The organism is Domibacillus aminovorans (genome assembly GCF_001643235.1).
In the GTDB taxonomy this organism is placed as follows: Bacteria; Bacillota; Bacilli; order Bacillales; family Domibacillaceae; genus Domibacillus; species Domibacillus aminovorans.
The window spans coordinates 230417-250048 of the sequence record NZ_LQWY01000005.1; the positions used below are offsets into that span (position 1 = coordinate 230417).

At 43.1% G+C, this 19632-nt stretch carries 21 protein-coding genes; 19 read left to right on the plus strand and 2 right to left on the minus strand.

The features are described from left to right. The first annotated feature begins 90 nt into the window (after nt 1–90). The 17 genes from cymR to mtnN all read left to right on the plus strand — a co-directional run bounded on the left by cymR (nt 91) and on the right by mtnN (nt 16619). Nucleotides 91–510 (plus strand): cysteine metabolism transcriptional regulator CymR, encoded by a 420-nt coding sequence (cymR, locus tag AWH49_RS03235; RefSeq protein WP_018394019.1) that lies wholly within the window; start codon nt 91–93, stop codon nt 508–510. 12 nt (nt 511–522) lie between these two features. Next, on the plus strand, nt 523–1656 hold the full coding sequence (locus AWH49_RS03240; RefSeq protein ID WP_034286187.1) for a cysteine desulfurase family protein: 1134 nt from the start codon (nt 523–525) through the stop codon (nt 1654–1656). 15 nt (nt 1657–1671) lie between these two features. Beyond that, nucleotides 1672–2784, plus strand: coding sequence for a tRNA 2-thiouridine(34) synthase MnmA (mnmA, locus tag AWH49_RS03245; protein WP_063964618.1), 1113 nt, complete (start codon nt 1672–1674; stop codon nt 2782–2784). Nucleotides 2785–2925: 141 nt separating this feature from the next. Beyond that, entirely contained in the window at nt 2926–3582 is a 657-nt protein-coding gene (locus AWH49_RS03250; RefSeq protein ID WP_063964619.1) for a tetratricopeptide repeat protein, read from the plus strand. An 8-nt stretch (nt 3583–3590) separates the two neighbouring features. Beyond that, nucleotides 3591–5978, plus strand: coding sequence for an SF1B family DNA helicase RecD2 (recD2, locus tag AWH49_RS03255; RefSeq protein ID WP_063964620.1), 2388 nt, complete (start codon nt 3591–3593; stop codon nt 5976–5978). 50 nt (nt 5979–6028) lie between these two features. Next, on the plus strand, nt 6029–6193 hold the full coding sequence (locus AWH49_RS19850; RefSeq protein WP_018394014.1) for a hypothetical protein: 165 nt from the start codon (nt 6029–6031) through the stop codon (nt 6191–6193). A 341-nt stretch (nt 6194–6534) separates the two neighbouring features. After that, complete coding sequence (gene alaS / locus AWH49_RS03260; protein ID WP_063964621.1) at nt 6535–9165, plus strand: alanine--tRNA ligase; 2631 nt, start codon at nt 6535–6537, stop codon at nt 9163–9165. Between the two features lie 82 nt (nt 9166–9247). Continuing rightward, nucleotides 9248–9523: an IreB family regulatory phosphoprotein gene (locus tag AWH49_RS03265; RefSeq protein ID WP_063964622.1), complete on the plus strand. Its 276-nt coding sequence runs from the start codon at nt 9248–9250 to the stop codon at nt 9521–9523. Further along, nucleotides 9520–9936 (plus strand): Holliday junction resolvase RuvX, encoded by a 417-nt coding sequence (ruvX, locus tag AWH49_RS03270; RefSeq protein ID WP_018394011.1) that lies wholly within the window; start codon nt 9520–9522, stop codon nt 9934–9936. Before AWH49_RS03265 ends, ruvX begins: the two co-directional genes overlap by 4 nt. Nucleotides 9937–9950: 14 nt before the next feature. After that, a complete protein-coding gene (locus tag AWH49_RS03275) occupies nt 9951–10238 on the plus strand; it encodes a DUF1292 domain-containing protein (protein WP_018394010.1) in 288 nt (95 codons plus the stop codon). Nucleotides 10239–10340: 102 nt separating this feature from the next. Next, nucleotides 10341–11444: an endolytic transglycosylase MltG gene (gene mltG / locus AWH49_RS03280; protein ID WP_063964623.1), complete on the plus strand. Its 1104-nt coding sequence runs from the start codon at nt 10341–10343 to the stop codon at nt 11442–11444. A 110-nt stretch (nt 11445–11554) separates the two neighbouring features. Further along, on the plus strand, nt 11555–12202 hold the full coding sequence (locus AWH49_RS03285; protein ID WP_063964624.1) for an O-methyltransferase: 648 nt from the start codon (nt 11555–11557) through the stop codon (nt 12200–12202). Next, the gene (locus tag AWH49_RS03290; RefSeq protein WP_063964625.1) at nt 12199–13128 is read left to right on the plus strand and encodes a peptidase U32 family protein; all 930 of its coding nucleotides are present in this window, start codon (nt 12199–12201) and stop codon (nt 13126–13128) included. The genes AWH49_RS03285 and AWH49_RS03290 overlap by 4 nt, the downstream gene beginning before the upstream one ends. A 17-nt stretch (nt 13129–13145) precedes the next feature. Then, on the plus strand, nt 13146–14417 hold the full coding sequence (locus AWH49_RS03295) for a peptidase U32 family protein (RefSeq protein ID WP_063964626.1): 1272 nt from the start codon (nt 13146–13148) through the stop codon (nt 14415–14417). Nucleotides 14418–14637: 220 nt separating this feature from the next. Then, nucleotides 14638–15114, plus strand: coding sequence for a transcription elongation factor GreA (gene greA, locus AWH49_RS03300; protein WP_018394005.1), 477 nt, complete (start codon nt 14638–14640; stop codon nt 15112–15114). A 107-nt stretch (nt 15115–15221) separates the two neighbouring features. Further along, complete coding sequence (locus tag AWH49_RS03305) at nt 15222–15854, plus strand: DUF1510 family protein (RefSeq protein ID WP_063964627.1); 633 nt, start codon at nt 15222–15224, stop codon at nt 15852–15854. 63 nt (nt 15855–15917) lie between these two features. Further along, entirely contained in the window at nt 15918–16619 is a 702-nt protein-coding gene (gene mtnN / locus AWH49_RS03310) for a 5'-methylthioadenosine/S-adenosylhomocysteine nucleosidase (RefSeq protein ID WP_018394003.1), read from the plus strand. A 139-nt stretch (nt 16620–16758) separates the two neighbouring features. Here mtnN and sigK read toward each other — a convergent pair whose 3' ends face one another. Continuing rightward, entirely contained in the window at nt 16759–17523 is a 765-nt protein-coding gene (sigK, locus tag AWH49_RS03315) for an RNA polymerase sporulation sigma factor SigK (protein WP_034286175.1), read from the minus strand. A 47-nt stretch (nt 17524–17570) separates the two neighbouring features. After that, nucleotides 17571–17714, minus strand: coding sequence for a sporulation histidine kinase inhibitor Sda (locus AWH49_RS03320; RefSeq protein WP_018394001.1), 144 nt, complete (start codon nt 17712–17714; stop codon nt 17571–17573). A 287-nt stretch (nt 17715–18001) separates the two neighbouring features. On the opposite strand from AWH49_RS03320, the gene AWH49_RS03325 reads away from it, so the two are divergent. Together AWH49_RS03325 and yqeH are read left to right on the plus strand one after the other, a co-directional pair. Beyond that, nucleotides 18002–18523 (plus strand): YqeG family HAD IIIA-type phosphatase, encoded by a 522-nt coding sequence (locus AWH49_RS03325; protein ID WP_063964628.1) that lies wholly within the window; start codon nt 18002–18004, stop codon nt 18521–18523. After that, the gene (yqeH, locus tag AWH49_RS03330) at nt 18520–19620 is read left to right on the plus strand and encodes a ribosome biogenesis GTPase YqeH (protein ID WP_063964629.1); all 1101 of its coding nucleotides are present in this window, start codon (nt 18520–18522) and stop codon (nt 19618–19620) included. Before AWH49_RS03325 ends, yqeH begins: the two co-directional genes overlap by 4 nt. Nucleotides 19621–19632: the final 12 nt, after the last annotated feature.

Consider the following 19632-nt stretch of genomic DNA (forward strand, 5'->3'; position numbering starts at 1 on the left):
AGAGTTATTATGTAATGAATAAAAAATGTGAAAGAATTTCGAATATAACAATAGCAAAATACTCGAATTGAAAAGAAGAGGTGTAACAATATGAGGATATCTACTAAAGGACGTTACGGATTAACCATTATGATTGAACTCGCCAAAAGACACGGTGACGGACCGACATCACTGCGCGTGATTGCGGGAGCACACAATTTATCAGAACACTATTTAGAGCAGCTTATTGCGCCGCTCCGCAATGCAGGGTTTGTCCGCAGTATTCGCGGTGCGTACGGCGGTTACGTGCTCGGTCATGAACCGGAAACGATTACAGCGGGCGACATTATTCGTGTGCTCGAAGGACCGATTACGCTCGTTGAAGGAATTGAAGAAGAAGAGCCGGCGAAACGAGAGCTTTGGATTCGGATTAGTGACGCCATTAAAAATGTGCTTGAAAATACAACGCTTGATGACCTGGCGAACCATACGACAACCGGCGAATCCGATGCGTACATGTTTTATATTTAACGGGGTGTAAAAATGGACCGAATTTATTTAGATCACGCTGCCACGTCTCCCATTCACCCGGATGTTGCAAAAGCGATGCTCGATGTGTTATCCGGCACGCATGGCAATCCATCAAGCATTCATTCTTTCGGACGCGACGCCCGCCGTATTGTGGACGAAGCGCGGACGATGATTGCAAGCACAATACATGCAGGACATAATGATATTATATTCACCGGAAGCGGCACAGAAGCAGACAACTTAGCTATTTTTGGCACAGCCCGTTTGAAAAAAGCAGGTCATATCATTACAACAGCGATAGAACATCATGCTGTCCTGCACGCGTGCGAAGCACTTGAAAAAGAAGGATTTGACATGACGTATTTGCCAGTAGATGAATCAGGTGTTGTCAGCGTTCAGGACGTAGAAAAAGCACTCCGAGAGGATACAATTCTTGTTTCAATTATGTATGGAAACAATGAAACAGGTGCCATTCAGCCTGTGAAAGAAATTGGAGAACTACTCCGTGACCATTCGGCAGTATTCCACGTGGATGCCGTTCAAGCGTATGGTGTTTTACCCATTAACGTTCAGGAATTAAATGTTGATTTTCTAGCCATCTCGGGCCATAAAATTAACGGGCCAAAAGGAATCGGTGTCTTGTATGCAAAGGCAGGCTTGCCGCTATCACCTCTTTTATACGGCGGTGAGCAAGAGCGGAAACGTCGGGCCGGAACAGAAAATGTCGCGTCCATTGCTGGAATGGCTGCGGCAGCATCCATTGCGATCCAATCGATGGAAAAACGAACGGACCAATACAAAGAGTTAAAATCGATTTTCATTGAAACATTAGAGAAACAGGACATCGACTTTTCTGTAAACAGTAAAGTTGAACAGTCACTTGTACATGTGCTAAACTTATTTTTTCCAAGGGTGGATGTCGAAGCTTTTCTTGTTAATCTTGACATGGAAGGAATTGCGGCATCAAGCGGTTCGGCTTGTACAGCAGGATCCATCGAGCCATCTCACGTATTAACGGCGATGTTCGGTACAGATTCTGATAAATTACGCTCATCGATCCGGTTCAGCTTTGGATTAAACAATACAAAAGAACAAATTGAGCGAGCTGCGGTAAAAACGGCTGAAATCGTCAAGCGGCTATCATAGAAAGAGAGTGAAGAAATGAAAGCACCGAAAGATACACGAGTTGTAGTCGGCATGTCCGGTGGTGTCGATTCTTCGGTTGCGGCTCTGCTACTCAAAGAGCAGGGGTACGACGTCATCGGCATCTTCATGAAAAACTGGGATGATACAGATGAATTTGGCGTCTGCACGGCGACGGAAGATTATGATGATGTCATCCGCGTCTGCAATCAAATTGACATTCCATATTATGCAGTCAATTTTGAAAAGCAGTACTGGGACAAAGTATTTACGTACTTTTTAGATGAATATAAAGCAGGACGTACGCCGAATCCGGACGTCATGTGTAATAAAGAAATTAAGTTTAAAGCCTTTTTAGACCACGCTATGAAGCTAGGTGCTGATTATCTTGCAACAGGTCATTATGCAAGAATTGACCGCAGCGGCGGCGAAGTCAAAATGCTGCGCGGTATTGATAGCAATAAAGACCAAACGTATTTTTTAAATCAATTATCGCAAAGTCAGCTTGATAAAGTCATGTTCCCGATTGGTGAGCTTGAGAAAAAACGCGTCCGTGAAATCGCGGCTGAAGCAGGACTTGCGACTGCTGCGAAAAAAGATTCAACGGGCATTTGTTTTATCGGTGAACGCAATTTTAAAGAATTTTTAGGTCAGTATTTGCCGGCGCAACCGGGTAATATGGTGACCTTTGCTGGTGCCAAAATGGGCCATCACGACGGGTTAATGTACTACACAATCGGTCAGCGCCACGGTCTTGGCATCGGCGGCTCCGGTGATCCTTGGTTTGTCGGCGGAAAAGATCTTGAGAAAAATGAATTGTACGTTGTGCAAGGATTTGATCATGAAAAGTTATACTCCGATTCATTGAATGCTGTAAATGTCGGCTTCACAACAGAGAGGGATATGCCGGATACATTTCGATGCACGGCAAAATTTCGCTACCGCCAGGCAGATACAGGCGTGACGGTTAAGTTGATCGGCAACGGCCAGGCGAGTGTTGCATTTGACGAACCGGTACGCGCCATCACACCGGGCCAGGCTGTCGTCTTTTACGACGGAGATATCTGTCTTGGCGGCGGTACGATTGATGAAGTATTTAAAGAAGGAAAACAGCTTGATTATGTAGGATAAAGTAATCCCGCCACTTATGTTGGCGGGATTTATCGATTTCATGGCGAGATAACGAATCTGTCATCCTAAAGTATTTTTGGGACATTTACTTGTCTTTGTTATAATGAAAGAAACAACTAACAACTTTTTTCGGAGGATACGATGGACAAAAACCAGCAAGGTATTGAATTTTTACAAGAAGGAAAATGGGAAGAAGCACTAAAATTATTTACAGAACAAATTGAAGAAGAACCGAATGATCCGGCCGCGTACATTAATTTCGGTCATGTATTAGCTGAAATGGGTGACTACGCGCGCGCAGTGAAATTTTATGAAAAAGCAGTAGAAGTGGATCCGGCTGCTGGAGCTGCTCATTATGCACTTGGTTCTTTTTATTTCAGTCAGGAGCAGTTTGAAGAAGCGGCAAAATCATTTGAAAAAGCAACCCGAAATGGCATGGACGAAGCCGATGCATTTTTTATGCTAGGGCTGTCGTTTGTACAGCTTGAACAGACCGTTATGGCGCTTCCCTTTTTAATGCGGGCGGTTGAATTGAATGAAGAAGATACAGAAGCACGTTTTCAATTTGCGCTGTCACTTGCCAAAACGGAGCAATATGCAGAAGCGAAAAGTCAGCTTGAAACCGTTATCGAACAGGATCCAGATCATGCGGATGCGTATTATAATCTTGGCGTCCTATTTGCGGGACACTATGAAAATGCAGAAAGAGCATATGAATGTTTCGACCATGCACTGGAGATTCAGCCGGATCATATGCTCGCTGGATATGGAAAAAAACTGCTTGAAAAAGCAGAATAACGGAGTGGATGTACGTGGCGCAGGATAAAAGGGATTTATTCACAGAAGATGAACAGTTTCTTAAAGGCCGGCATATTGTGACGGTTTTCCGAAATGCTGAAAATTTTTACACTGTTCTTCGTGTCCGCGTCACGGAAACGGACGGGAATTACGAAGAAAAAGAAGCGGTCGTGACCGGCTATTTTCCCGCTGTTCATGAGCACGAAATGTATATGTTTCACGGTCAATTTAAAGATCATCCGCGGTTCGGCCGCCAGTTTATTGCCCGGACGGCACAAAAAGAAATGCCACAGACGAAACAGGGTGTGATTACGTATTTATCCGGCGATCTGTTTAAAGGAATCGGCAAAAAAACAGCGGAAACGATTGTCGAAACACTCGGTGAACAAGCCATTTCGAAAATTATCGCAGATCGGACCTGTTTAAAGGAAGTACCGCGGCTTCCCGCAGAAAAAGCCGACATGTTATACGACACGTTAATGAAACACCAGGGACTAGAGCAAATTATGATGACGCTGAATGATTTTGGCTTCGGCCCGCAACTATCGATGAAAATTTATCAAATGTATTTCGATGAATCGTTAAACATCATACGTGAAAATCCGTATCGTCTCGTGGAAGATATCGAAGGGATCGGCTTTATAAGAGCGGATGAAATTGGTGCGAAAATTGGCATTAGCGGAGAGCACCCCGATCGGTTGAAAGCTGCCATTTTATACATGCTTGAACAGCAATGTCTTCAGGAAGGACATTGTTACGTTGAAGCAGAAGCCCTTTTACATACAGTAAAAGAACTGCTTGATAGAAGTGCAAATGGGACAGGAGAGTTTGATGCAATTGCAAAGCGTCTGATCGAACTTGAAGAAGAAGGAAAAGTATCAGGCGAAGACAAACGGGTATATATGCCGTCTCTTTATTTTTCTGAAAAAGGACTCGTCACAAACGTGCAGCGTGTACTCGATCAGGACCTGAATTCCTTTCCAGAATCCGAATTTTTACTAGCGCTCGGTGAACTTGAAGATCGTACCGGCATGTCATACGCTCCTTCGCAAAAGCGTGCGATTCAAACGGCACTGGCGTCTCCGTTAATGATTTTAACAGGAGGGCCAGGTACCGGAAAAACAACCGTTATTAAAGGAATCGTCGAATTATACGGCGAATTGCACGGATTGTCACTTGATCCGAAGCGCTATGATAAGGAAGAGCCATTTCCCATTAAATTGTGCGCGCCGACTGGACGTGCGGCCAAACGGATGATGGAATCGACCGGTCTGCCTGCGGTCACCATTCATCGGCTGCTCGGCTTTAATGGACAGGAAGAGCCAGAAGAAGAAGGAAAAGAAATTGCAGGAAGGCTGCTTATTGTCGATGAAATGTCAATGGTTGATATTTGGCTTGCGCATCAATTGTTTAAAGCAGTGCCGGACGATATGCAAATTGTACTCGTCGGTGATGAAGATCAGCTGCCGTCGGTCGGTCCTGGACAAGTGTTAAAAGATATGCTGGCATCACAGGTGATTCCGTCTGTCCGCTTAACGGATGTTTATCGTCAGGAAGAAGGCTCGTCTATTATTAGCCTGGCACATAGCATAAAAGATGGGCGTGTGCCGGATACGCTTACGCAGCCACAAAAAGACCGGTCATTCCTTCGCTGTCGGACCGAGCAAATTCCGGAAGTCATTGAAAAAGTAGTCAAAAATGCAGCTGGAAAAGGATACGAACCGCGCGATATTCAAGTGCTCGCGCCGATGTATAAAGGACCTGCGGGCATTGATAAATTAAATGAAGTGCTGCAAAATGTACTGAATCCAAATGTAGATGGCCGTCGGAAAGAACTGCCATTTGGTTCCATCAAATACCGGATAGGCGATAAAGTACTACAGCTCGTCAACCAGCCGGAACAAAATGTCTTTAACGGTGATATTGGCGAAATTATTTCAATCTTTTTCGCAAAAGAAAATACGGAAAAAGAAGACATGGTCATTGTCTCATATGAAGGTAATGAAGTAACGTATACGCGTAATGACTTAAATCAAATAACGCACGCATTTTGCTGCTCGATTCATAAATCGCAGGGAAGTGAGTTTCCAATCGTCATTTTACCGGTTGTTAAAAGCTATTACCGGATGCTGCGGCGCAATTTGCTTTACACAGCGATTACGCGAAGCAAACAATTTCTTATTTTATGTGGGGAAGAAGAGGCCTTTAACATAGGTATCGCAAGAAACGACGACCTCATTCGAAAAACGGCGCTGGCAGAGCGGCTTACAGAAGAGGAACCTTCCTCTGTGCTGCCTGCTGCCGGGAAGTTAACGGAAGAGACATGGATGAATGTCGACCCGATGATCGGCATGGATCATGTCACACCATACGATTTTTTGCAGCTTGAAGCATAAAAACGCGTCGTTCGGACATACTGCATTTAAAAGAAGTAGGAGTGAACAGTATGATATCTTGTCCGAACTGCGGCAGCCGGGAAGTTGGGAGAATTGGGGCTGGCCAGTTTTATTGCCACGACTGTTGTGTAGAAATGTCTGAACTAGAAGGTGGTCTCGTTATTCATCAAGTGGAAGAAGACGGTTCGCTTAGTCCAATTGACGAATGGTCGTGAGTTTCATTGACAAATGGCGCAATCCTTTTTATAATTCGATTATCAATCTATTTTGACAAATCGGAGAAGGACAAAAGTACATCATAGCCCATTCGACTAGAGAAGAGTTCCCTAGGCTGAAAGGAATTCTGAATGAAGAATGATGGAAAGCTAGGTCTCGAGTGCAGGAATTACTGTCGTATGCCGCGTTAAGGCGTTTGAGAGGCGAGTCGTAAAGTTGATTCGCAATCAGGGTGGTACCGCGAAGAAGCCTTCGTCCCTGTTAGGGGATGGGGCTTTTTTTGCTGTCTTTTCGTTCTTTTCCGGGAATTATGTATACATATTTTGAGGAGGAATTTTTAATGAAAACATTAACTGGCGCAGATATTCGCCGCCTGTATTTAGAATTTTTCCAGGAGAAAGGTCATCGCGTGGAACCAAGCGCACCGCTCGTTCCAATTGACGATGCGAGCCTGCTCTGGATCAATAGTGGAGTGGCGACATTAAAGAAATATTTTGACGGACGAATTATTCCTGATAATCCACGCATCACCAATGCTCAAAAATCGATTCGTACGAACGATATTGAAAACGTCGGAAAAACAGCCCGACACCATACATTTTTTGAAATGCTAGGTAACTTTTCAATCGGAGAATATTTCAAAAAAGAAGCCATTTACTGGGCTTGGGAGTTCCTTACAGATGAAAAGTGGATTGGCTTTGAAGCAGATAAGTTATCTGTGACGATTCATCCGGAAGATGAAGAAGCATATTTAATCTGGAAAAATGAAGTTGGTGTGCCGGATGAACGCATCATTCGCCTTGAAGGAAACTTCTGGGATATCGGAGAAGGTCCAAGTGGCCCAAATACGGAAATCTTCTACGATCGAGGCGAAGAATATGGTGCGGATGAAAATGATCCCGAATTGTATCCTGGAGGCGAAAATGATCGTTATTTAGAAGTATGGAATCTCGTGTTTTCTGAGTTTAACCATAATCCAGACGGTACATACACACCGCTTCCGAAGAAGAATATTGATACAGGGATGGGTCTTGAGCGAATGGCATCGGTCGTTCAAAACGTGCCAACAAACTTTGATACGGATTTATTTATACCGATCATCCGTGCGACAGAACGTATTTCCGGCGAAAAATATCACGTAGATGCAGAAAAAGACACAGCGTTTAAAGTGATTGCCGACCATATTCGTACGGTTGCTTTTGCCATCGGCGACGGTGCGCTTCCATCGAATGAAGGGCGCGGCTATGTCCTTCGCCGCTTACTTCGCCGTGCGGTGCGTTATGCAAAACAAATTGGCATTAACCGTCCGTTCATGTATGAACTTGTGCCGGTTGTTGGCGACATAATGAACGATTATTATCCCGAGGTCACGGAAAAATCGGCGTTCATTCAAAAAGTGATTAAAAATGAAGAAGTAAGATTCCACGAAACGCTGAATGAAGGGCTTGCAATTTTGTCGTCTGTCATTGAAAAAGCGAAAGCATCCGGATCTGATACTATTGCCGGTGCAGATATATTCCGTTTATATGATACGTATGGTTTCCCGGTTGAGTTGACAGAAGAATATGCGGAAGAAGAAGGCATGAAAGCCGATCACGCGGGATTTGAACAAGAAATGAAGCAGCAGCGTGACCGCGCCCGTGCAGCTCGTCAAGATACTGATTCGATGCAAGTTCAAGGCGGAATTTTATCAACAATTACGACGGAAAGCACGTTCACATATGATCGTCTTACTGTTGACACGACAGTCGCTGTCATCATGAAAGACGGTGTGATGATTGATGAAGCACATGAAGGCGATGAAATTCAATTTATTTTGAAGGAAACACCGTTTTATGCTGAAAGCGGCGGACAAATTGCTGATAAAGGTGTGCTTGAATCTGATGAAGTACGCGTTGCGGTGAAAGATGTGCAAAAAGCACCAAATGGTCAAAATGTGCATAATGCAGTTGTAGAAAGCGGCATATTAACAGCAGACAGCCGTGTTACAGCGAAAGTCGACGTATTGTCACGCGGGAAAATTGTTAAAAACCATACAGCGACACATTTAATGCATCAAGCGTTAAAAGATGTACTTGGCACACATGTGAATCAGGCAGGATCACTCGTTGATCCAGACCGTCTCCGTTTTGACTTCTCGCATTTCGGACAAGTAACAGCGGAGGAACTCGCGCAGGTCGAAACAATCGTCAACGAAAAAATTTGGCAAGGAATTGCAGTGGAAATAGCCTTTAAACCAATTGCAGAAGCGAAAGCAATGGGCGCGATGGCATTGTTCGGTGAAAAATACGGAGATATTGTCCGTGTTGTATCTATAGGCGATTACAGCTTAGAGTTGTGCGGCGGCTGCCATGTCGTCAATACAGCAGAAATTGGTCTATTTAAAGTGTTATCTGAAAGTGGTATTGGCGCAGGTACACGCCGTATTGAAGCGGTGACAGGTGAAGGGGCGTTCCTTTATTTGAACAACCAGGCACAAGTGTTGAAAGAAGCAGCAATGAAACTAAAATCAAACACGAAAGATATTTTAGTAAAAGTGGAGAGCATTCAGACAGAGTTAAAAGAATTGCAACGTGAAAATGAATCACTTTCAAAAAAGTTGTCAAACATAGAAGCAGGAAGTTTAACAGATCAAATTCAAACGATTAACGGTGTCCAACTGCTTGCGGTAAGTGTACAGTCCCCGGATATGAATACATTGCGTACAATGGCGGATGAACTGAAGCAAAAAGTGACTCCTGGTATCATCGTGCTTGTTGCTGAAGCAGATGGCAAAGTGAATGTCGTGACCGCTGTTACTGGCGATTTAACAGAAAAAGGATACCATGCCGGTAAACTTGTGAAAGAAGTAGCAGGACGTCTTGGCGGTGGAGGAGGAGGGCGTGCAGATATGGCGCAGGCCGGTGGAAAAGATCCGTCAAAAATGGACGAAGCATTAAAATGTGCTGAGGAATGGGTTAAATCCATTTGAATATATCGTCATTTGTTGTACAATGAACATAACGTACAGGAAGCGGGCTAAATTCACCCCCGCATGAAGTGAGGTGCTGACAGTGAGTTCTTTTGACAAGACAATGCGGTTTAACTTTCCTGAAGAACCGTATGAAGAAAATGTAAAAGAAGTATTATTTAAAGTGCATAGTGCGCTTGAAGAAAAAGGCTACAATCCGATCAACCAAATTGTCGGATATTTGCTTTCCGGTGACCCGGCCTACATTCCGCGCCATAATGATGCGCGTAACTTAATCCGGCGTCTGGAACGGGATGAAATCATTGAAGAACTTGTCAAAACGTACTTGAAAGAACAGCAGGAGGATCCGACATCATGAGAACGATGGGCCTTGATTCCGGCACGAAAACAGTAGGCATCGCGATTAGTGATGCCTTTGGCTGGACAGCGCAGGGCATTGAAACAATAAAGATCAACGAAGAAGCCGGTGAATTTGGCATTGAGCGGATCGGCGAACTTGTATGCGCGCATGACGTGAGCAAATTTGTCGTCGGCTTTCCAAAAAACATGAATAATACAGTTGGTCCCCGTGGAGAAGCAGCGCAGCGCTTTGCGGCTCTGCTTGAAGAAACATTCGGGTTTCCTGTCATTCTTTGGGATGAACGATTAACTACAATGGCAGCGGAACGTGTATTATTAGAAGCGGATGTCAGCCGGAAAAAACGTAAAAAAGTGATCGATAAAATGGCAGCGATGATGATTCTGCAAGGATATCTCGACAGCCAAAAATAATGAGGTGACCATTAATGGAACATGGCGAAAAACACATTACAGTAATTGATGAAAACGGTAACGAGCAGCTTTGCGAAGTGCTTTTCACTTTTAATTCAGATGAATTTGAAAAATCGTACGTTCTTTATTTCCCTGTAGGCGCAGAGGAAGATGATAATGAAGAAATCGAAATACATGCATCATCGTTCCTTCCAAAAGAAGACGGAGAAGACGGAGAACTTGAACCGATCGAATCGGATGAAGAGTGGGAAATGATTGAAGAGATGCTCAACACATTCCTTGATGATGAAGAGCAGGAATAATTTTTAGAGGAACAGGCAGCTATTAAGCACCTGTTCTTTTTCTTTTGATCACATTCTTGTATAATAAGAAAAAATGCAAGATGTTGTCGAAAGGGGATTTTTATGTCGAATAAGCTATATCCGCCAGCCGGTCGAAAAAAAAAGCGGCTGAAACGGGCTGTATTATTTGTGCTTGTTTTTTTCCTTCTGATCATGGTAGGAGGAGCAGCGGGTGCGTATTATGTATGGCAAAGTGCCGCTAAACCGGCCGATGAAATAAGCGAGGAAGAAGTAGCAGTATCCATTCCGCTAGGATCAAGTTTATCATCAATATCACAGAAACTTGAAGAAAGCGGAGTCGTTAAAAATGCGACTCTCTTTAAATATTATGTGAAGTATATAGGAGAAGGCGATTTTCAGGCAGGTGAATATATACTGTCTCCTTCGATGACGCCTGAAGAAATTATCGCAGCGTTAAAAGAGGGCAAAGTGACGGGTTTAGCAGATGGAAAGATCTCGATTCCAGAAGGTTATCAATTGACACAAATAGCTGAGATCATAGCTTCTGCAACCGACCATGATCCGGAAGATGTGATGAAGTCACTTAATGATGATGCATTCGTCAAAAAAATGATGGCAACTTATCCAGCTGTCGTCACAGAAGCAGTACTCAATGAAAATATTCGCTATCCGCTTGAAGGCTATCTATACCCGGCAACATATGAAGTGACGCCCGGGGCGCAATCTGTCGAAGAACTTGCGGAAGAAATGATCGCGAAGACGGATGAAGTTGTCAAAAGCTATACAGATCAAATTAAAGTATCCGGCATGAAGATTCATGAATTTTTAACAATTGCTTCGCTCGTTGAGGAAGAAGCAACTGGCAAAACAGACCGTAAAAAAATCGCCAGCGTCTTTTTCAACCGAATGAAAAGAGATATGCCATTGCAAACAGACCCTACCATTTTATACGCAAAAGGTGCACATCAGGATCGCGTTTTATATAAAGATCTTGAAGTTAATTCACCCTATAACACGTATCAGGTAAAAGGGCTAACACCGGGACCGATCGGTAACAGCGGAAGGGACTCAATGGAAGCAGTTCTAGAACCGGCACAGACGGATTATTTATATTTCCTCGCTTCACCTGCAGGGGATGTATATTATTCAAAAACATTGGATGAACATAATGCATTGAAACAAAAATACATTACAAATAATCAATAAGAAACGTGCATGGATTTTCTTTCTTTTCTATGATAGAATAATCCGGGCACAGAAGACTCGGGAAAGCTAATACAGCTTTCTCTTTTTCTTAGAAAAGAGGTCATATTTTCATGAAAGACGAGATACACCGCTACATTGAATCGCTGCTGCCGGCACGCGTGAAATTGTTTGCGGAAATGGAACAGTACGCACTAAAACACCGCGTACCTATCATGGAACCTGTTGGTATGGAGACATTAATTGCAATGTTAAAGCTTCAAAAACCTGAACGTATGCTCGAAATCGGAACAGCGATTGGTTACTCAGCGCTCAGGATGGCAGATGCTGTACCTAACCTTCATATTACGACAATGGAGAGGGACAGTGAACGGCATGAGCAGGCACTCCAAAACATCGGCCGCTCAAATGATGAGGAACGCATACACGTATTGTTTGGCGATGCGCTTGAACTGGCAGAAGAAGCGGAAAAGTATGGACCGTTTGATGCGATTTTTATTGATGCAGCAAAAGGACAATACCGACGCTTTTTTGATTTATATGCACCGATGCTTGCACCGAACGGCGTCATTTATTCCGATAATGTATTATTTAAAGGATATGCTGCAGGAATAGAAACACCGTCGAAACGAATAGAGAAAATGGTACAAAAAATTATGGATTATAATGAATGGCTGATGACACATCCCGATTTCCAGACAATGATTTTGCCGTCTGGTGATGGGATTGCTGTCAGCATAAAACGGAGTGAAGAAAAGTGACAAAGCCAGAATTACTAGTGACACCGGGCAGTGTCAGCGAGATGAACCGACAAATTGAAGCGGGTGCTGATGCTTTTGTCCTAGGTGAGCAGCGGTATGGTCTTCGCCTTGCTGGGGAATTTGGCCGTATGCAAATACAAGAAGCCGTTACATTGGCACATGCATACGGGAAAAAAGTATACGTCGCAGTGAATGCGATTTTTCATAATAAAATTGCTGATGAACTGGATGAATACGTACAATTCGTCAAAGAATCAGGAGCTGACGCCATCGTGTTTGGCGATCCGGCGGTCTTAATGGCAGTTCGCGCATCTGCACCAGACTTTCCCCTTCACTGGAGTCCTGAGACTATTGCGACAAACTGGTATACAGCGAACTACTGGGGGAAACGTGGTTCTGTCCGTGCGGTGCTTGCACGCGAACTCAGCATGGATGCGATCATTGAAACGAAAGAAAATGCTGAAGTCGCGATTGAAGTGCAAGTGCATGGCATGACATGCATGTTCCAATCAAAACGGCCGCTTCTTGGTCATTATTTTGAATATATGGGCAAAAAGATGGAAATCAAAAAGCGGCAAGGTGCGCAAAATATGCTTTTGCATGACGAAGAACGAAGCAATAAGTACCCTATTTATGAAGATGAAAATGGTACGCATATTATGAGTCCAAATGATATGTGCATTATTGATGAGCTGCAGGAGATGATTGAAGCAGGCATCGATTCATTTAAAATTGACGGCGTTCTTCAAACAGAAGACTATCGTGTTTCGGTGACAAAATTGTATCGAAAAGCAATCGATTTATGTGTTGAAAACCCGGATCAATATGAAGATGAAAAAGAAGAATTGCTTGAAGAAGCTGAAGCACTCCAGCAAGATCATCGGCCGTTGGACACGGGCTTTTTCTTTAAAGAAACGGTTTATTAAAGAAGGAGGATACAATGATGGCAGCACTCAAAAACGGCAGCATTTCAACGATTGTCGATGGTAAACGAGTCATTGTGAAAAAGCCGGAACTGCTCGCACCGGCCGGAACACTTGAAAAATTGAAAATTGCTGTCCGCTATGGAGCAGATGCGGTGTATATCGGTGGTCAGGAATACAGTCTCCGTTCCAATGCAGGTAACTTTACATTTGACGATATGAAAGAAGGCGTCGCATTTGCACGACGTTACGGAGCAAAAGTATATGTGACAACGAATATTTTTGCACACAATGAAAATATTGACGGTCTTGAAGAATATTTGCGTGGTCTTGGAGAAGTAGGTATAGCAGGCATTATCGTTGCGGATCCACTTATTATCGAAACGTGTCGCCGCGTTGCACCAAATGTGGAAGTACATTTAAGCACACAGCAGTCGCTGTCTAACTGGCGAGCGGTTCAATATTGGAAAGAAGAAGGGCTGGACCGTGTTGTTTTAGCGCGTGAGACGACAGGGGAAGAAATGCGTCTCATGAAAGAAAAAGTCGATATTGAAATCGAAACGTTTGTTCATGGTGCTATGTGTATCGCGTATTCAGGGCGTTGTGTGCTAAGCAATCACATGACAGCGCGCGATTCAAATCGCGGGGGCTGCTGTCAGTCATGTCGTTGGGATTACAATCTTGTTGAGATGGAAGATGGCGAAGAAATGGCCTTGACAACAGAAGGTGATTCACCATTTGCGATGAGCCCGAAAGATTTACGATTGCTTCAGTCGATCCCCGGGCTTGTTGAACTAGGCATTGACAGCTTAAAAATTGAAGGACGAATGAAATCGATTCATTACATTGCAACAGTTGTCAGTGTATACAGGAAAGTTATTGATGCTTATTGCGCGGACCCGGAAAACTTCACCATTCAGCCTGAATGGTTAGAAGAACTTGAGAAGTGTGCAAATCGTCCAGCAGCACCAGCGTTCTTTGAAGGTACACCGGGTGCAGATGAGCAGTTGTTTGGTGTTCATGGTAAAAAAGCGTCTCATGACTTTACCGGTCTTGTCGTAGATTATGATAAAGACACACAAATCGTCACGTTGCAGCAACGTAACTTTTTTCGTCCGGGCGATACAGTAGAATTTTTTGGTCCGGACATGGACGCCTTTACTCAAGTTGTTGGAACCGTCGTCGATGAAGATGGCAATGAGCTCGACGCTGCCCGTCATCCACTTCAAATCGTTCAATTTAAAGTGGATCATCCTGTATCAAAAGATGATATGATGCGGAAAGGGCTGTGACATTCATTTGTGCACCATAATGAATAGTAAGTTGTTCGTAAATACGGATGCTGATCTCTAGTTTATTACGTGCAAAAATACAAACAAATCTTGAACAAAAAGATATTTTATAGTATGTTTTTATGAAACAGGCATATAATTTGGAAAACGCGCGCCCTCTTTAAGAGGGTGCGCGCTCATATTTCAATGCCTTTTTTGAACATTAAAGGAGTGGAAAAAGTTGTCGAACGAAAAAGTATACATGATGACACTGGAAGGTAAAGAAAAATTAGAACAAGAACTGGAACACTTAAAATCAGTAAAGCGTAAAGAAGTAGTCGAGCGTATTAAAATTGCCCGCAGCTTCGGCGACCTGTCTGAAAACTCCGAATATGATTCGGCAAAAGAAGAGCAGGCGTTTGTAGAGGGACGGATTGGTACGATTGAAACAATGATCCGTAACGCGAAAATTATTGAAGAAAATTCGGTGAATTCCGACGAGGTTTCACTTGGCAAGACTGTTACATTCATTGAGTTGCCGGACGGTGAAGAGGAAAGTTATACAATTGTTGGCAGTGCAGAGGCGGATCCATTTGAAGGGAAAATTTCAAATGATTCACCGATTGCGAAAAGCTTGATTGGCAGACGTGTCGGCGATAAAGTGATCGTTCAAACGCCAGCTGGCGAAATGAATGTGAAAATTGTTTCGATCGGTTAAATGAAAAAGCGCTTAAGGCTTGAGCCTTTTGCGTTTTTTTTATGTAAATTCATTTATCCTGTAAAGAAGACGTGTTAAAATGGAGGCGTAACGAGGAGGAGAAAAAAATGGAACAAACGTCGCGTGCAGAACGCAAAACAAAGCGGAGAAAAACAAACCGTATTTTAAATACAGCTATTGCGGTTGTCGCGCTGCTTATCATTATTGTCGGATTTACGATTTTTGCGGGTGGAAATAATGAAGAACCGGCCGCTCTGGAAGAAACAAAAACGACACAAGAGCAGACAGCTGCTGTAACAGATGAGGATGAAAAGAAAGAAGAGGAACCAGAATCAGTTGGAACAAAAGAACCTGTTAAAGAAGAGCCTGTTAAAGAAGAAGAACAGACTGAGAAAGTTATTGTAACAGAAGGCTCGGAGTCAAATGTAGAACAGGATATAGTTGATCCGAATTGGGAAGGTGTTGGCACATCTCAAGCAGGCACTCATACATCTTCATTTGAAATGGACTCAACAGACTGGCAGGAAAAAGTGAAGGCACTCTCCTATGCAACAGGTATCGCTTCTGATGACATGACAGTATGGTACATAAGTGGAAATGGACCTAAAGGAGCGATCGGTACCGTTTCGCCTAAAGCAGATCAAAATGATGCGTACCGAGTTTACATTGAATGGATAGAGGGACAGGGATGGAAACCGGTCAAAGTGCAGAAGCTAGAGCAAAACGATAAAGGACGTTAATAAAGGGCCCCGCTTTGACGGCGGGTTTTTTTGCGGGAGAAAGAGAAGAGGGGGCGGTTTATAATGAAAATAGCCATTATTGGTGCTATGGAAGAAGAAGTATTGATTTTACGTGAAGCGATGGAAAATAAAGAAGTAAAGACAATTGCAGGCAGCGAGTTTACAACAGGTACGTTACGTGGTGTTGATGTCATCTTGCTTCGTTCGGGAATTGGAAAAGTAAACGCGGCGATGACAACATCTGTACTTATTCACGAATTCCAACCGAATGTTATCATTAATACGGGATCTGCAGGTGGACTCTCTCCAGAATTACAGGTTGGGGATATTGTTATTTCTTCTGAAGTGCGTCATCATGATGTTGATGTGACAGCATTTGGATATGAATACGGCCAGGTGCCACAGCTGCCGGCGGCGTTTATAGCAGACGCGCGTCTCGTTCAAATCGCTGCTGCTTGTGCAGAAGTCGATCAAAAAGTGAAAACAGTGAAAGGATTAATTGCGACAGGAGATTCATTTATGAATGATCCGGTGCGTGTACAGGCTATTGCTGAAAAATTTACGAATTTGCAGGCGGTTGAAATGGAAGCAGCAGCGATCGCACAAGTGGCCCATCAATTTAATGTTCCATTTGTCATCATTCGTGCGCTTTCTGATATTGCGGGAAAAGAGTCGGATATTTCATTTGAACAGTTCTTGCCAAAAGCAGGTCTTCATTCGGCGAATCTCGTCATGAAAATGACAGAAGAACTCGGAAAAGAGTAAGAAAACGATAACAAAACAGTCATTTTATGATAAAGTAATAGAAATGATAGAAGTGGATTTGAAAAGGAGTGTTGCAAGAATGGTTATGATGATTTTAGGATTGTTGCTGGCGACTGTAACAGGTGTTATGATTTCTGCATCAATCGACTGATGGCAGACGAGTGGAAGGGTGCTCCGAAAGAGTTTCTTTGGGGCCTCTTTTTTGTTTTGTCGAAAGTTTCTTGAACTCCTGCATCATTTTGGCAAGTGCCCGCTTTTCGATTCGTGACACATAGCTGCGCGAAATATTCATCTCGGCGGCAATTTCACGCTGTGTTTTATCATTGCCGCTGCCAATCCCGTAACGTGCAGCGATGACTGCTGTTTCCCGCGCATCTAAAACAGAAAGACAGGTTTTCATCTGTTCGATATCCATCTCAAGCGACAGACGTGCAGCGATGTCTTCATCTTCTGTTTTTAATAGATCGAGTAAGCTGATTTCATTTCCTTCTTTATCACGTCCAACTGGGTCGTATAAAGAGATGTCCTTTTTCGTTTTCTTTAATGTGCGAAAATACATGAGAATTTCATTTTCAATACATCGTGCTGCGTAGGTCGCCAGTTTCGTTCCTTTTTTGCCAGAGTAGCTTTCAATGCCTTTAATTAGCCCGATTGTGCCGATAGAAATCAAATCTTCTGTGTCTTCATTTGTCTTTTCGAATTTTTTGACAATGTGAGCTACGAGTCGCAAGTTATGCTCAATCAGCTTTGTCCGGGCATGGCGGTCTCCCTGCTCATGTAGCGCCAGATATTTCTTTTCGTCTTCGGCAGAAAGTGGATGTGGAAAAGCATTATGTTTCACGTACGAAACGAAAAAAACCGCTTCTTTCAATAAAAAAGAGAGAGCGGCGGCCAGTTCAATCATGAAGATCCCCCCTTTATCGATTATCGTATGCGGGAGATCAGGTTATATTACTTTTTAGGTTGTTTTTCTTGTTGATGAACAACGCGGCGTTTCATTTCTTGTTCCATTAAAGCAATGAATTCGTCATTCAATTTAAGCTCTGTTGCTTTTTTGTAGGAAAAAAGAAGTAAATGATCGGACAGTGTACGCATAGATACTCATCTCCAAAAAAGTAATAGTGAAGCTTTGTTCTAGTGTACCAAAAAAACAATTATAGAACAATCGTTCTTTTTTCCACAGGTAGGCGTGGATAAGTAATGGCAAGCTGTATAATAAGTGGAAAAAGCCTATATATATAAGCTGTTGATTTGTGCATAACGTTATCCACAGAACGGGAATAAGAAAATTGTCGAAACATTTTTGGACTTATTATTGTTTTGTCACATATGAAAAAATCAGCTATGATAGGATGGTAAGACTGAGATTAGAGGTGTAAATTGTGCTAAAATTATTTTTGCCAAATGAGCAAGTGAATAGTATTCTGGAAATAAAATCGGAACATCTGGTGCAACAAGGGATTAAAGCGATTATTACGGATCTAGATAACACGCTTGTAGCATGGGATCGTCCAGATGCAACACCGGAATTATTAGACTGGTTTAATAAAATGCGCGATGCAGGCATTAAAGTGCTCATCGTTTCCAATAATAATCGAAACCGGGTCAGCTCGTTTTCAACGCCGCTCGAGTTGCCCTATATTTTTGAAGCGCGAAAACCGCTGGGGCGTGCATTCAGAAAAGCAATCAAGTTGTTGAATGTACAAAAAAGTGAAACGGTTATGATCGGTGACCAGCTGCTAACCGATGTATTCGGTGGCAATCGGAGCGGGATTCACACAATTTTGGTTATTCCTATTGCGGCAACGGACGGTTTCTGGACACGAATTAACCGGAAAATTGAACGTCAGTTAATGAACTTTTTTCGGCGTAAAGGAATGATTCAATGGGAGGAAAGACAGTGAGCAATGAACAAATAACGTGTGATGGATGTGGCGTTACCATTCAAACGACAAATCCGGATGATCTTGGTTATGCACCTGCATCAGCACTTGAAAAAGAAATTGTCGTCTGCAAACGTTGCTTTAGACTGAAACATTACAATGAAGTGCAAGATGTCGCTCTTACAGACGATGACTTTTTAAAGATTTTAAATACGGTTGGCGATACAGAATCACTAATCGTGAAAATTGTTGATATTTTTGACTTTAACGGAAGCTGGCTGCCAGGTCTGCATCGTTTCGCTGGGAAAAATCCGGTGCTTTTAATCGGGAATAAATCTGATTTACTGCCGAAATCTGTGAAACGGGAAAAACTGATTCATTGGATGCGCTATGAAGCGAGTCAACTCGGTTTAAAACCAGTAGATGTACTTCTAATTAGTGCGTCGCAAGGAAAAGCAGTTCGCGATGCAGCGGATGCCATTGAGCATTACCGGAACGGAAAAGATGCATACGTTGTCGGTTGTACAAATGTTGGGAAATCAACGTTTATTAACCGTATTATTAAAGAGATTACTGGCGAAGGCGATATTATTACAACGTCTCATTTTCCGGGTACGACGCTTGATATGATTGAAATTCCGCTTTCGGATGGCCATGTACTTGTTGATACACCAGGTATCATTAACCATCATCAAATGGCACATTTCGTTGACAAAGAAGAGTTGAAAGTGCTTTTGCCGAAAAAAGAAATTAAGCCGAAAGTCTTTCAATTAAATGAAGGACAGACGCTGTTTTTCGGCGGTCTTGCCCGGTTTGACTATATAAGCGGCGGAAGACGTTCATTTATCTGCCATTTGTCTAATGACATTGACATACACCGGACGAAAATAGATAAAGCTGATGAGTTGTATGAGAACCATGCAGGTGAGCTGTTAAAACCGGCTGGAAAAGGTGGAAAAGCACTTGAATTTGTGCGGCAGGAATGGACAATTAAAGAAGCAAAAACCGATATTGTATTCTCAGGTCTCGGTTGGATTACAGTGAATGAATCAGGATCAAAAGTGGCTGCGTACGTGCCAAAAGGAGCGGCGGTTACACTTCGCAAGTCCTTAATTTAAAGGTGGAGAAAG